Genomic DNA, 14,142 nt, shown 5'->3' with positions numbered 1-14,142 from the left:
AGGATGAATGTCGGATTCGTTCTCTGCACAGCCCACAGAATTTTTCTTTGCTACGTCGCATTGCTCTTAATGCCTTAGAGCGAGAATCCTCTTTCCGCCGCAGTATTCGCCAAAAGTCACGGCGAGCCGCGATGAATGATCAGTATATGATTTCTGTGTTGGTGGCAGCTCTTTCAAACTCAACACTCTCCTAGAACCCCACTATCAATAGGGTTTGAGATGCGCTAACCCTGAGGGAAATATGATGTACCTAATACGATTGGTAAACGCTATTATCATCAAAATTTGATATAAATTTCTACTGATCGCAATCACACCAAATATTTTTTGTTATTTACTTAATTTGATTATGATTGTTGGCGCTGTTACAACCCGGAATTTTAAAACCGTTTACTATACCTGAGTACTTTCATAAAACAAAAGTAGTTTGCTAAAAACATAAACCTATAATTTGGTAGAGATATTCGTTATTATCCTAGCCAGCTAAATCACTTTATCTAAGTAAAATCTCAGCAATTTCCAAATTATTTTGTGGACTTGGAAGTGATAAATCAAGAATAACTGACTCAAAAAGTAGGAATTAGTAAACAAGTACAGAGAAAAGCCTAATCTGTTCTTTTTTCTGCGCCACTAGTTAAGAGGTAATCTATGGTGCGAAACTCAAAGCTAGGGTACAGAACGTTCCCTAAGTCTATTCTGCGTCCATCCGTTGCTATAGGTATAATTGCATCTTTATTGGTTGGCGGAATAAGTTTTTATATAGTAAAACGCTGGCAAAATTATGCAAATCCAGAGGCACAAGTGCCAGTAACACAATTACCACAGTTAACAACGGTAACGGCTTTAGGACGACTCGAACCACAGGGAAAGGTAATTAAACTCTCGGCTGCGGTGTCTGCTGAAGGAAGTCGGGTAGAAAAGTTGTTGGTGAAGGAGGGAGATAGGGTAAAGGCGGGACAAATAATTGCAATTTTGAACAGCCGCGATCGCCTCCAAGCAGCTTTAAAAGAAGCACAAGAACAGGTAAAAGTAGCTCAGGCCAACCTAAACCGCACCAAAGCAGGTGCTAAACGCGGTGAAATTGCCGCCCAAAAAGCTGCGATCGCTCGTCTAGAAGCCCAAGGCCAAGGTGATATTAATGCCCAAGCGGCGACAATTGAGCGATTTCAAGCCGAAGTGCGTAACGCCCAAGCAGAAGACGAACGCTATCAGCAACTATATCAACAGGGCGCAATTTCCGCTTCTCAACGGGATAGCAAGCGTTTAAACTTGGAAACTGCCCAAAAAAGCTTGCAAGAAGCCCAAGCACAATTAAGTCGTACCCAATCAACTAGCCAACAACAGGTCAAAGAAGCTACAGCAACACTCGATGAGATCGCTGAAGTGCGCGGAGTGGATGTAGAAGCTGCCCAAGCGGAAATTAATCGTGCCGTAGCAGCCATGAATCTGGCAAAAGTCAATCTTGAACAAGCAGAGGTGCGATCGCCCCAAAATGGACAGGTATTTGAGATCCATACCCATCCTGGGGAATTAGTCTCAAATGATGGCATTGCAGATATTGGACAAACCAGCCAGATGTATGTCATCGCCGAAGTCTACGAAAGTGATATCGGTAAAGTACATTCAGGGCAGCAGGTGCGAATAATTGGTGATTACCTACCGATTGAATTACAGGGAATCGTAGATCGCAAAGGCTTGCAAGTGCGACGGCAGAATGTCATTAACACAGATCCCGTCAGCAATATCGACAACAGAGTAGTAGAAGTCCATATCCGACTAGATGAAACTTCCAGCCGAAAAGCTGCCACCTTAAGCAATATGCAGGTTAAGGCAGTAATTGAATTGTGAAAAGGGGATTGGGTACTGGTTACTGGGTACTGGGAGTGGGAGATTCTGAAGTCGATGAACAAGTCCCTAATCCCTAATCCCCAATCCCTAATCCCCAGTCCCTAATTATGAGATTGCTCAAACAACTGCAACGGCGAACCCCTCTAGGATGGCTGCAACTGAATCATGAAAAAAGCCGTCTTTTTGTAGCATTATCAGGCATTGCCTTTGCGGATCTTCTCATGTTCATGCAGCTGGGTTTTCAGACCGCGCTGTATGACAGTAACACCAGACTACATCGCAGTTTGCAAGCAGACATTGTTTTAACTAGTCCCCAAGCCCGCAACTTGCCAAGCTTGTCTACATTTTCTCGTCGGCGACTTTACCAAGCAATGGATATACCAGGGGTAAAGTCGGCGGAACCAATGTATTTCAACAACACAATCTGGAAAAATCCCCAAACGCATCGGGAGACGGGGGTGTTAGTTATCGGTTTTAACCCAGATAAGCCAGCCTTTGATTTACCAGATGTTAACCAGCAATTGCAAGCGATCAAACTACCCGATACCGTGTTGTTTGACCGTGGTGCAAGAGGAGATTATCAAAAAGCGATCGCTCAAATTGACCAAGGTAAAACCCTGACTACTGAAATAGAACGGCGTACCATTACCATTAGTGGTTTATTTCAAGTCGGGGCTTCCTTTGGTTCTGATGGCAACCTGATTACCAGCGATCAGAACTTTTTGCGGCTATTTTCTGGGCGACAGTCCAACAGTGTCAGTTTAGGTTTGATTGTTCTTAAACCAGGCTATGACCCGAAAAAAGTGGCAGCAATGCTCAAAGCCTACCTCAGAAATGATGTCAAAGTATTAACCCACGCCGAATTTATTGAATTTGAAAATAATTTCTGGAGAACAAATTCCCCAATTGGATTTATTTTCAGCCTGGGCGTATCAATGGGATTTGTGGTAGGCGTGATTATTGTCTATCAAGTCCTCTCCACCGATGTTAATGCCCACGTTCGGGAATACGCCACCTTTAAAGCAATGGGATATCGCAATTATTACTTACTAGGTGTAGTGCTTGAAGAATCCTTGATATTAGCAGCACTGGGCTTCTTTCCCGGATTGGGAGTGTCTTTAGCACTTTACCAATTGACTCGCAAGGCTACAAATTTGCCCATGTACATGACTGCAATTCGGGCGTTGCAGGTATTAATGTTGACCATACTTATGTGTACCATTTCTGGTGCGATCGCTACCCGCAAACTCCAAGCCACCGACCCTGCTGATATGTTTTAAATTTGTCATTCGTCATTGGTCATTGGTCATTTGCAAAGGACAAAGGACAAATGACCAATGACGATCGTCACGAGTAATCAGATCTATTTATGACTAGTCAATCCATCATCTCCATTCAGAATCTCGACCATCACTTTGGTCACGGCCCACTCCGCAAGCAAGTTTTATCTAACATCAACTTAGAGATTAACGCCGGTGAAATCATTATGATGACCGGGCCCTCTGGTTCGGGAAAGACTACCTTGCTGACATTAGTGGGTGGCTTGCGTTCTACTCAATCTGGTAGTTTGCGGGTGTTGGGACGAGAACTTTGTGGCGCGAGTGCTGAACAACTAGTGCAGGCGCGACGGCGTAACGGCTATATTTTCCAGGCACATAACCTGCATGGTAGTTTAACGGCACTCCAAAATGTCAAAATGGCTTTGGAATTACACAAACATCTTGGGCCAAAAAAGATACTAGCTATGTCAGCCCAGATGTTAGAGCAGGTAGGATTAGGAAATCATTTGCATTACTATCCTGATAAACTATCTGGGGGACAAAAACAACGAGTAGCGATCGCTCGTGCTTTAGTCAGTCATCCTCAAATAATCCTTGCAGATGAACCCACCGCCGCCCTTGACAGTCAATCGGGACGAGATGTAGTTAATCTCATGCAAAAACTGGCAAAAGAACAAGGCTGTACCATCTTAATGGTTACTCATGACAACCGCATCCTAGACATTGCCGATCGCATTGTTGATATGGAAGATGGCAAACTCAAATCAAAAGTAACACTATCAACCTAAAGTTGATTACTGTATTCCATCATTCAGAGTCGATTTATAAAGTAAATCTTAAGTGTGGGAGGGCAAACTAAATTTGTGCATTAGAATCATGGCTTTTTTGGCGTTAAAGCGCTATTAAGAGCAAATATTAATATATTTACATTCTTTAATCTAGTTTAATTTATCCTCGTCAATTTACTTAGTTTAAGTAATTTCCCCATACCGATTTCAACTCAACAATGTGATATTAGTGTCCAGTTGAAAAAGTGTCCAGTTGATTCCAAGATTTTCTTAAAGTATTATTTATGTAATGACTGTAACCACAACGGGTTTCCTTTGTTGCTTAACAAGTGACACATATAACAAGCCATGAGAGCATTTTTGCCATCAATCTAGTTAAATTCTATGCTCATTCTCAATGTCATACACCTTGGTTATTAGAGTTAAGACCAATTCAATAAAATTACAGATAAAATAATTAGCCCTTGCAATCCATAAGTATCTGGAGAATTTCCGAAAATTTATGGTTGTCAACAACATCGGCTTCAAGCAGGAAACACTGGCGATTATAAGCTAGTCTATTTTCCAACACAAGCAAGGGATTTTTTGTAGTTATATGATTATTGAGAATAGCGCTAGTAGTTCAAACAAAAATTTGCTCGGTTTTGATGTCAAAACTTTGACAACCAATCGTCGTGCAATCAATGTGTTCAAGGCAATATTTGCTGTTCTCCCGATCGCTTTGGCATTGCCTGTAGATGCCTTACAAGTAAAGGTGACTCCCACTAATCCGAAATTAGGGGATACACTTTCAGTGGAGATTAATCTAGATAATCCAAAAAATGGTACAAACCCAACAGTAGCTAGTGGCAAGAATACATACCCAGCCTTTGAAATTGCACCCAATCAGTATCGGGCTTTTGTTCCGACAACTCCATTAGAAACAGCTGGAAATAGAACACTTCGGATTGCGGGAGATGGTCAAATACAAAACTTGGCAGTGAATGTGCTTAATCGCAAATTCCCCGTACAACGCATTACTTTGCCACCTGGCAAAGCCGGAGTGGATGCTACAGAATATGAACTGAAGCGCGTGGCAGTTTTTAAAGCGCTACAAACACCAGAAAAGTATTGGAATGGAGTATTCCTAAAGCCAAATGCAGGGCGAATGAGTACAAACTATGGTGTACGTCGCTACTATAATGGTACATTTGCAAAGGACTACTATCACCGTGGTCTTGACTACGCTGGTGCTGCCGGCTCACCAGTCGTTGCCCCAGCTGATGGGCGAGTTGCTTTGGTAGGTAGGGTATCCCAAGGGTTTCGGATACACGGTAACGTAGTTGGCATTGACCACGGTCAAGGAGTAACCAGTATTTTCATGCACCTAAGTCGTATTAACGTTAAAGAAGGTGATTTTGTGAAAGCTGGTCAACTAATCGGTGCAGTCGGTTCAACGGGTGCTGCTACAGGGCCACATCTACACTGGGGTTTTTATGTCAACGGACAATCTGTTGACCCAACACCTTGGCAAACTAAAGTCGTTAACTAGTAGAGGCGGAATTAATCGCGTCTGTGCATAATTTGTATATTTTTGCTGATAATTAGGCAAAACAAATTGAATTGATACCGTCCCTACCTTGCTTGGCTAACATAAATGATGATAAGCATTATGAGCATCGAAAAAATTGTAGAACAAGCTCTCCAGGATGGTTATTTGACACCAGCAATGGAAGCAGAAGTCGGTAGAATCTGTGACAACGCCTCTGAACTCTCAATTGAAGAGTATATGGCGCTGGATCGGCTGATGGGTGCGCTATTGACTGGTGAGGTAGTGGCGGTACCTCGCAAACAATTTATTAACGTTATGGAAGAATTGGTGCTAACAGAAGCGATCGCACGAGTCGCAGAAATTGAAGCCACGAGCGAAAGTTCTCTAGATGTCGGGGATATTGCTGCTTACGCTCTCAATCGGCTACCACCTTTATATGCTACTACAGAAGAAGGTGCTAACTTCCAGCGCCAAACGGCTCAGGCACAACTCCAAGACTTAATTTCTCAACAAGTAAGCGAGGCGATTAACCGTTACCTCGATCGACCCAATTTCTTCCCAGAACGGCAAGCTTTGGGTAAAAACAGTGGCAATGAAGTTGTACGCCAAGTTAGTGCTTTACTACAAACTTATGCACCTAACTTTGAGCAAAAATTATGATTTTAAGAGTCATTGGTCATTGGTCATTGATCATTGGTCATTGGTCATTGGTCATTTGTTCTAGATAAAGGACAAATGACTAATGACTCTTAATTAATCACGTACTACGACTGTTGTACCTATTGTTACTTGCTCATACAACAATCGGACATCAGAATTACGCATTCTTAAACAACCGTGGGATACAGCCGTTCCTACCAGGTCAATATCTGGCGTACCATGAAAGCCAATTTCATTCCGTCCATCTGACCAAAAACCAATCCATCTATCTCCCAAGGGACTATCCGTACCAGCCTGAAATACTTTACCCGTAATTGGGTGACGCCAAATTGGATAGTGCCGCATGTGGATCACCTGAAAAGACCCTGTGGGTGTTTCCCAACCTTTCTTACCAACAGCAATGGGGTAGCTGGCTATTACCTCATCTCCTGCATATACATAAGTGCGGCGATCGCTTAAATCAACCACCACTTGCGTCTTCGTATTTGCCAACTTATTAGATGGTACTTGTTGGGCTGAAGCCTGAGACCATAGACCTTTTGGCCAACTATCCGCAACTGGATTTTGTCTTTCTACTTGCGCCACTAACCGCGTCTGAGTTGGTAGTTCAGCTGCTTTAGCGACATTATTCTTAATAATTTTGGGCTGAGTTTGAGGCTTAATATTAGGAGATTTGGGTGTAGAAACCCCCCGAACTACATTCTTATTAATTATTTTTGGCTTAGTTTGAGCCTTAATAGCAGAAGATTTGAGTGTAGAACCCCTACGAGTAGTTGCTTTCGCTACATTCTTCTTAATTATTTTTGATTTAGTTTGAGGCTTAATAGCAGAGGACTTAAGTGTAAACGTCCTCTGGACAGTTGAGCCTTGGGTAGCTTCATCAGCTGGCACAGATGCACCCAACGCAATTTCCCCTAAACTAACTTGGGAAAGATTTTTATAGGCTCCCTCTGGCCGGCTTCCCTTAAGATTGCTTTGGATAGAATCTCGCCGCATCGAAGTAGATGCAGACTTTTCAGACTGCCGTTCCGCCGTAGTAATACGCCAATGGACAGCTAAGGAGAAAAATGCTGTACCAAAACAAAGCAGCATTACCATACGCCCTACAGATTCGTTTCTTACCATTGCCATCGCCTATTGTTTATCCCTGACATATTCAGCCGAGTAATTGGGTGAGTTCATCATCCGAACATCAAAAATTTATCAATACTTATCATTTCTGCTATAAATCTGCCAACACCTCTGGGCACACTAAGACTATGCGAATTGTCCCAAAGGCAAAACTCTAGGTGAGCAACCTCATTCCTCGGAAGTTCTGCGGGTTGTAAGCCTTTAATAAGACTTTCTGGTAGAACTTTTGAAATGTAGCAATCAATCATTAATGGTGTAGGTGAAAGAAAAACCATGTTTGAAAAACTATTGCTAGCAGTCACAATTACATTTTCCCTCAATTTCTTTTTTCAAGTTCGCGTACCAGAGCAACATAACTCTAGTACTGCCTACGGGCCACAACCAGAACAACCAGTAACTATTGTGGTAACAAAATCAAAAAAATAAATCACCATACTAGCAACTACAGCAACTCAACTTCCAGAAATTATCACCTGAATTTTAAAAGTATCAAGAAGCTATAATTACAAAATTTTATCTTTATCCTTATAACCAGATTTAATTATTTTAATCAAGCGTATATACCCAGTTGCTAAAAGTATCAAAGTGTGCATATAATTACAAAACTTTTGTTAGCAAAAACTGCTGCGACCCAAAGGAAACAAGGGTTGAAGTTGAGCCACTCTCCAAATCTCTGCCACAGTTCTCCTGCAAGACGCGCTCGATAGCTCAACGTTAGCGTTAGCGAGGCACGAGCGTCTGACTCCCTACCGCTACGCTATCAGTGTATATCTGTCGCAAGAGCAACTTCCGTTCACCTTGAAAGTGCTGTGAGCAGATAGCTATGGTTGAGCCAGTGCTGAGTAAAAATCCCAGTCCCTAGAACATTTTCATGTAAGGCTTTTGAAACTCGTTTCCCCTGGACTCCCCCCTGCCCCCTGCAAAGACAACAATGAGAGCAGTATAAGGAAAAATTGACTCTGCTTATTGCTATGAATGTATCCAAAATTGTATGCTTCAGTGTTCCAGTAATAAATCCGTCACCTGAGCATGGAACTTCTACCCCATTAGCAGGTCTAATAGATAGGGATGATTTAGAGCCAGTACGATCTATGAGTCAATCGATTACTGTATCCTGGTCAACGGTTGATGCAAAGTATCCAGAAGCATCAGTGCAAGTTGACAAACTCCCTAACCACGATTTAATTTTGCGCTGTCAAGCCGGACTGCGACCAGATCGTGCTGCGTTTGCAGAACTATTACGCCGCTATCAAAGTCAAGTCGATCGAGTTCTATACCACCTGGCTCCAGATTGGGCTGACAGAGCCGATTTGGCTCAAGAAGTTTGGATTCGAGTATATCGGAATATCAACCGATTACAAGAGCCTGCTAAATTTCGGGGCTGGTTAAGCCGTATTGCCACCAACTTGTTTTACGACGAGTTACGGAAACGCAAGCGGGTGATGAGTCCTTTGTCACTGGATGCTCCTCGTTCGTTAGAAGACGGTGAGATGGATTGGGAAATCGCTGGCGATACTCCCGGCCCTGAGGAAGAACTGACAACTAGAGAATTTTACGAGCAATTGCGGGAAGCGATCGCGGATTTACCGGAAGTTTTTCGTACTACCATCGTCCTGAGAGAAATCGAAGGTATGGCTTATGAAGAAATTGCCGAAATCACTGGAGTTTCATTAGGAACTGTGAAGTCAAGAATAGCCAGAGCTAGATCGAGGTTGCAAGCTCACTTGCAGAATTATCTAGACTCCTAATTTACAGGATCTTGCCTCTGCCCAATGGCAGAATTTAAGCATAGATTAAGAATTACCATAAAGACGTAGATCGCTTCTGCCTTTAGGAGGAAAATTGGCTAATTTTCCCAAAATTCCCGCCCAGTTTACCTGTGTATGAATTGGTAATAATGTTAAGATGACTACTGATTCTCAGTTTTACGACCGTTCTCCTTTGCAACTTCCTCAAAATTTGTCAGATGGAATGGCCAATCATACCAATGAATCAACGGGTCTTATGGATATGGTGAAGCGCGATCGCTTCGAGTTATTGAGTGCTTATCTCGATGGTGAAGTCACAGCCACCGAACGCAAGCAAGTAGAAGAATGGCTGGCAAATGATGCCTCAGTTCAATGCTTGTATGCCCGACTGTTAAAGCTGCGCCAAGGCTTGCGGACGCTCCCAGTGCCCACAGCCCAACAATCACCAGAAGTAACAGTTCAGCAAGTATTGACACGTTTGCACCGCTGCTCCCGTCTAAACTGGATGGTGGGAGGTGCTGCCGTTGCTGCTTGTGCGATCGGCATTGTATCTGGCTTCGTCGGTGGTGGTTCGAGAATGCCGCAACTGGCACAACGACCAGAAACAGAACCGATACAAACCTCTTCAGCGTCTATAGTTCCCCCTTCGCCGCTGATGGTAGGACTAAATAACCCGGTAATTGAAATTCCGAAAGCAGCAGTAGCCTCACCGGAAAATTCAATTCATCAGGTACAGCCTCAAGGTCACGACCCCAAACAAGACATCAATTAATCTCAAAGTTTACAGTTCATAACTGTACTCTAGGGTTAAACCGCAGCCACTCCACCAGCCATCAGGTTGGAGGAAGCCTCTTAATTGCTCAACTTGCTCTAGAGTCATTAAATAAACCCAAGCCCAACTATAAGAGAGCGACTGTGCCTCATAAACCTCGATAATTTGCCGATTATAGAGGTTTTCTGGGGTTTGTCTATGGGGCTGGTAATCTTCCAGCACATCTAACTCATTCAAAATCTTTGGGTTAGAAAAAGAGAGCAAATATCCGTAAACTTTGCTATCACCTAGCGTCATCGCTGGGTAGCCCATTGGCAGAGCAAACAATTGTCCTTGTACAAAAGCTTTTTTTACATCTACTACCTTGCCAGCACAGTATCTTTTATAGTTAGCTTCACCTGGTTTGAGCGTGCCGTAAACAAAAACCCGCACCAAATCAGAAGATTTTATATTTGATTCAACCATCGCCTATTTTTACCATCTGAATCGACAGCAATAAAAACTTATCATAGTGAATACCTCTAGATATTAATATCTAGAGGTATTTTTATTTACTCAGATTAATAGTCAAGTAGTTAAGTACTACTCTTGCCCTGATTCCTGTCTAGCTTCTCTTGAATAGCTTCTCTACAAAATTCAGGAGGGTTATCTTGTTGCTGCACTTCTTCTTTCATTGTCTTAGTCATGCGTATATTCATTTTCTCGGTCAGTGGCTCCTCTCTGTCAGTAGTAAATTTTTTTAAATTTTCTGGAGTTCCTTTAGGATTAGCCATTGTTGAGAAATATAAATATAGCTTGATCTACGTGGAAGCGAGTAAATAAGATTTTAAATCGATGGTGTTTTCATCCTGGTAAATGGTTCACCACCGATACCACTTTTACAAATGGGTAATTCTATTTTATGTTCACACGTGCAGAACTCGAAATCAAAACCACTGCTGAGTTGAGAGACTTGTGTAGACGTTACGGATTAAAGCCTACTGGGAATGGAGGGTACAAGACTAGTTGGATTGTCACCTTGATGGCATTCCCACAGATAGCACTCACTCAAACTTTGGCAGGGAAGAGGCTTGAAGTCACCAGGCTTCAGCGTTATTCAATTCCTTGAAGGGGTGGTAGATGAGATGAATTCACCCACTGATGAGCAAGCGGCGCTGATTAAGCTGACGATGGAGGGCAAAGCCATGAGCTATCCTGACAGATACGACCAAGAGAATTTGCTTAACATGTACAAGGCTAAGATGCACCTTGAAATGGCGATCGCATTACTAACCTAGTAAATCAATTTAGAACCATAACACATTTAGTCCCCAGTATCCTAAGCTTAGGGACTTTTCTATGTTCCATATACCTAAAGTTGTTGGACTATTAGTCTAAGAACTTTAGAGATATAAGATAGATAGAAATAGAGGGTAGAAAGAAATAGTAAATTAATTTTGTAAATTAAATTAGAAAATTACTAGACAAATAATTCCCTCAGTATAGTGGTTCAAACGTACTAGTAAAGTCAAATACTAGAAAATTAGTAGAAGTAAAGTGTAACAGGCATGAAACCATTGGAAATACGTGATTCTGTTGATTCCCGATACAACCCAGCAGCAATTGAGGAAAAATGGCAAAAAACATGGGTAGAACTTGGCTTAGATAAAACACCGACAGCTAGCAACAAGCCAAAATTCTACGCTCTTTCCATGTTCCCTTACCCATCGGGCAGCCTACACATGGGTCACGTCCGTAATTATACGATTACTGATGTGATTGCCCGTCTCAAACGAATGCAAGGGTATCGGGTAATACACCCAATGGGTTGGGATGCCTTTGGCTTGCCAGCAGAAAACGCCGCCATTGACCGTGGTGTACCACCAGCAAAGTGGACTTATCAGAATATGGCTCAGATGCGGCAGCAATTGCAGCGTCTTGGTTTATCTATTGATTGGGAATGCGAACTTGCTACCTGTTCACCAGATTATTACAAGTGGACACAATGGATTTTCTTGCAGTTTTTGCAAGCGGGGTTAGCTTACCAAAAAGAAGCAGCTGTAAATTGGGACCCCATTGACCAAACTGTACTGGCAAACGAGCAAGTTGATAACGAAGGACGTTCTTGGCGCAGTGGGGCAATAGTTGAGCGTAAATTATTACGCCAGTGGTTTTTTAAGATTACCGACTACGCCGAAGAATTGCTCAATGACTTGCATAAATTGACAGGTTGGCCGGAACGCGTCAAGTCGATGCAGGCAAACTGGATTGGCAAATCTACAGGCGCTTACTTAGAATTCTCTATTATTGGGATAGATGAAAAAATCGCCGTGTACACCACACGTCCAGATACCGTTTATGGTGTCAGCTACCTGGTGTTAGCACCAGAACATCCTTTAACCAAGCGCGTCACGACAAAAGAACAACAAACAGCAGTAGAAGCCTTTATTAAAGAGGTTTCCCATCAAAGTGAGTTGGAACGTACCGCTGAAGACAAACCGAAGCGGGGTATCCCCACAGGTGGTAAGGCAATTAACCCATTCACAGGGGAAGAAGTGCCGATTTGGATTGCTGACTATGTACTGTATGAGTATGGTACTGGAGCAGTGATGGGTGTACCAGCGCACGATGTGCGGGATTTTAAGTTTGCCAAAAATTACAATTTGCCAATTGATTTTGTCATCGTTTCCCCAGATGATGTTGCAGGTTTTGACTTAACTCCCACATCAGAGGTTGATGAAGTCACACAACTCATCCAAATTGAATATAACCAGGCATACACTGAACCAGGAATTTTAATTAATTCTGGGGCTTTTACTGGTTTGACTTCCACAGATGCGAAACAAGCAATAATTGAATACGCCCAACAACAAGGTTTTGGGAAAGTGCGAGTGCAATATCGCTTGCGGGATTGGTTGATTTCGCGGCAGCGTTATTGGGGCGCACCGATACCTGTAATTCATTGTCCCAACTGTGGGATAGTACCAGTACCCGACAAAGATTTACCAGTACAGTTGCCGGAAGAGGTGGAATTTACTGGACGTGGCGGTTCACCTTTGGCTCAGTTGGAAAGCTGGGTAAATGTACCTTGTCCAACTTGTGGCACTCCAGCGAAGCGGGAAACTGACACGATGGATACTTTTATTGATTCCTCGTGGTATTTCTTGCGGTTTCCTGATGCTAAAAATGAACAACAGGTTTTCGATTCCAGTAAAATAAACGATTGGATGCCAGTCGATCAGTACGTGGGTGGAATTGAACATGCGATTTTACATTTGTTGTATTCGCGGTTCTTTACTAAGGTTCTGCGGGACAGAGGCTTGTTAAATTTTGACGAACCTTTCCAACGCTTGTTAACTCAAGGGATGGTACAGGGTTTAACTTACCTAAATCCTAATAAGGGTGGTAAAGATAAATGGATTCCTTCTAATCTGGTAAATTCAGCCGACCCACGCGACCCCCAGACAGGTGAACCGTTGCAACGTCTCTATGCCACTATGTCTAAATCAAAGGGCAACGGTGTAGCACCAGAAGATGTAATTGCCAAATATGGTGTAGACACAGCGCGGATGTTCATCTTGTTCAAAGCGCCGCCAGAAAAAGATTTGGAATGGGATGAAGCCGATGTGGAAGGACAATTCCGCTTTTTAAATCGGGTTTGGCGTTTGGTGACAGATTATATTGCGGCTGGGGTATCCCGTAAAAAAGCCCAATCTGATTTAACTAAAGCAGAAAAAGAATTGCGACGGGCGATTCACACAGCTATTCAAGCGGTGACGGAAGACGTGGAAGACGAATATCAATTCAATACAGCTATTTCCGAATTGATGAAGTTGAGTAATGCCCTAACTGATGCTGATGGTAAAAATTCACCAATTTACGCAGAAGGTATTCAGACTTTGGTGGTTTTACTAGCACCATTTGCACCACATATTGCTGATGAATTGTGGCATTTATTGGGTGAAAGTAATTCAGTTCATACTCAGACTTGGCCATCATTTGACCCTGATGCTTTGGTAGCTGATGAAATCACTCTAGTGATTCAAGTTATGGGTAAAACTCGCGGCTCGATTCAAGTACCAGCACAAGCAGATAAAGCCGCGTTGGAGAAATACGCGCGTGAATCAGAAATTGCCCAACGTTACATCGAAGGTAAAGAGATTAAAAAGGTTATTGTGGTGCCTGGAAAGTTGGTGAATTTTGTAGTCAGCTAAGAGGATGTTTGTCAAAATTCTTTGTGAAACTGTACAAAATCAGACTTGGTGAGACAAGGGGCTTAAGCCCCTTGTTTTAGGCAATCTCATAGGTAATCGTGTATTTTGCTAAGAACAAGGGGAGCATCTCGCCTTCCTCTCAATACTTTTTGGTTAAGACAAGAGACGCGATGAATCGCCGTCTCTACAAT

15 protein-coding genes are annotated in these 14,142 nt (G+C 42.8%); 12 read left to right on the top strand and 3 right to left on the bottom strand.

Features of this window, described 5'->3' with window-relative positions; genetic code table 11:
* The 6 genes from V7L31_RS05275 to V7L31_RS05250 all read left to right on the top strand — a co-directional run.
* Positions 1-194: transposase (locus V7L31_RS05275; protein ID WP_442944356.1), on the top strand; the 194-nt coding region annotated here is incomplete at its 5' end.
* 457 nt (positions 195-651) lie between these two features.
* Positions 652-1,848: an ABC exporter membrane fusion protein gene (locus V7L31_RS05270; protein WP_442944359.1), complete on the top strand. Its 1,197-nt coding sequence runs from the start codon at positions 652-654 to the stop codon at positions 1,846-1,848.
* A 107-nt stretch (positions 1,849-1,955) separates the two neighbouring features.
* Positions 1,956-3,128 carry an ABC transporter permease DevC gene (devC, locus tag V7L31_RS05265; protein ID WP_334695257.1) on the top strand — a complete coding sequence of 391 codons (1,173 nt, stop codon included), beginning with the start codon at positions 1,956-1,958 and terminating at the stop codon, positions 3,126-3,128.
* Positions 3,129-3,217: 89 nt separating this feature from the next.
* The gene (locus tag V7L31_RS05260; RefSeq protein ID WP_334695256.1) at positions 3,218-3,916 is read left to right on the top strand and encodes a DevA family ABC transporter ATP-binding protein; all 699 of its coding nucleotides are present in this window, start codon (positions 3,218-3,220) and stop codon (positions 3,914-3,916) included.
* A 595-nt stretch (positions 3,917-4,511) separates the two neighbouring features.
* Positions 4,512-5,447 (top strand): M23 family metallopeptidase, encoded by a 936-nt coding sequence (locus tag V7L31_RS05255; protein WP_334695255.1) that lies wholly within the window; start codon positions 4,512-4,514, stop codon positions 5,445-5,447.
* A 120-nt stretch (positions 5,448-5,567) separates the two neighbouring features.
* Positions 5,568-6,107: a late competence development ComFB family protein gene (locus tag V7L31_RS05250; RefSeq protein WP_334695254.1), complete on the top strand. Its 540-nt coding sequence runs from the start codon at positions 5,568-5,570 to the stop codon at positions 6,105-6,107.
* A gap of 93 nt (positions 6,108-6,200) precedes the next feature.
* Here V7L31_RS05250 and V7L31_RS05245 read toward each other — a convergent pair whose 3' ends face one another.
* Positions 6,201-6,845 carry a L,D-transpeptidase gene (locus V7L31_RS05245; protein ID WP_442944358.1) on the bottom strand — a complete coding sequence of 215 codons (645 nt, stop codon included), beginning with the start codon at positions 6,843-6,845 and terminating at the stop codon, positions 6,201-6,203.
* 666 nt (positions 6,846-7,511) lie between these two features.
* Between V7L31_RS05245 and V7L31_RS05240 the strand changes: the two genes are divergently transcribed.
* The 3 genes from V7L31_RS05240 (at position 7,512) to V7L31_RS05230 (ending at position 9,758) form a co-directional block, all read left to right on the top strand.
* Positions 7,512-7,664 (top strand): hypothetical protein, encoded by a 153-nt coding sequence (locus tag V7L31_RS05240; protein ID WP_334695253.1) that lies wholly within the window; start codon positions 7,512-7,514, stop codon positions 7,662-7,664.
* A 665-nt stretch (positions 7,665-8,329) separates the two neighbouring features.
* Entirely contained in the window at positions 8,330-8,986 is a 657-nt protein-coding gene (locus V7L31_RS05235; RefSeq protein WP_099101330.1) for a sigma-70 family RNA polymerase sigma factor, read from the top strand.
* A gap of 157 nt (positions 8,987-9,143) precedes the next feature.
* Complete coding sequence (locus tag V7L31_RS05230; protein WP_334695252.1) at positions 9,144-9,758, top strand: anti-sigma factor family protein; 615 nt, start codon at positions 9,144-9,146, stop codon at positions 9,756-9,758.
* Between the two features lie 9 nt (positions 9,759-9,767).
* Here the strand turns inward: V7L31_RS05230 and V7L31_RS05225 are convergent, their stop codons facing one another.
* Both V7L31_RS05225 and V7L31_RS05220 read right to left on the bottom strand, forming a co-directional pair.
* Complete coding sequence (locus tag V7L31_RS05225) at positions 9,768-10,223, bottom strand: gamma-glutamylcyclotransferase family protein (protein ID WP_334695251.1); 456 nt, start codon at positions 10,221-10,223, stop codon at positions 9,768-9,770.
* 110 nt (positions 10,224-10,333) lie between these two features.
* A complete protein-coding gene (locus V7L31_RS05220; RefSeq protein WP_334695250.1) occupies positions 10,334-10,531 on the bottom strand; it encodes a hypothetical protein in 198 nt (65 codons plus the stop codon).
* A gap of 128 nt (positions 10,532-10,659) precedes the next feature.
* Here V7L31_RS05220 and V7L31_RS05215 point away from each other — a divergent pair, with 128 nt between their 5' ends.
* The 3 genes from V7L31_RS05215 (at position 10,660) to leuS (ending at position 13,951) form a co-directional block, all read left to right on the top strand.
* Positions 10,660-10,866: a hypothetical protein gene (locus V7L31_RS05215; RefSeq protein ID WP_334695249.1), complete on the top strand. Its 207-nt coding sequence runs from the start codon at positions 10,660-10,662 to the stop codon at positions 10,864-10,866.
* Positions 10,867-10,882: 16 nt separating this feature from the next.
* Positions 10,883-11,035 (top strand): hypothetical protein, encoded by a 153-nt coding sequence (locus V7L31_RS05210; protein WP_334695248.1) that lies wholly within the window; start codon positions 10,883-10,885, stop codon positions 11,033-11,035.
* Between the two features lie 270 nt (positions 11,036-11,305).
* Positions 11,306-13,951, top strand: coding sequence for a leucine--tRNA ligase (gene leuS / locus V7L31_RS05205; RefSeq protein WP_334695247.1), 2,646 nt, complete (start codon positions 11,306-11,308; stop codon positions 13,949-13,951).
* Positions 13,952-14,142 lie beyond the last annotated feature (191 nt).

This window comes from Nostoc sp. (genome assembly GCF_036916655.1).
GTDB lineage: Bacteria > Cyanobacteriota > Cyanobacteriia > Cyanobacteriales > Nostocaceae > Nostoc.
The sequence above is the reverse complement of the archived record's forward strand: the minus strand, read 5'-3'. Positions and strand labels throughout refer to the sequence as shown.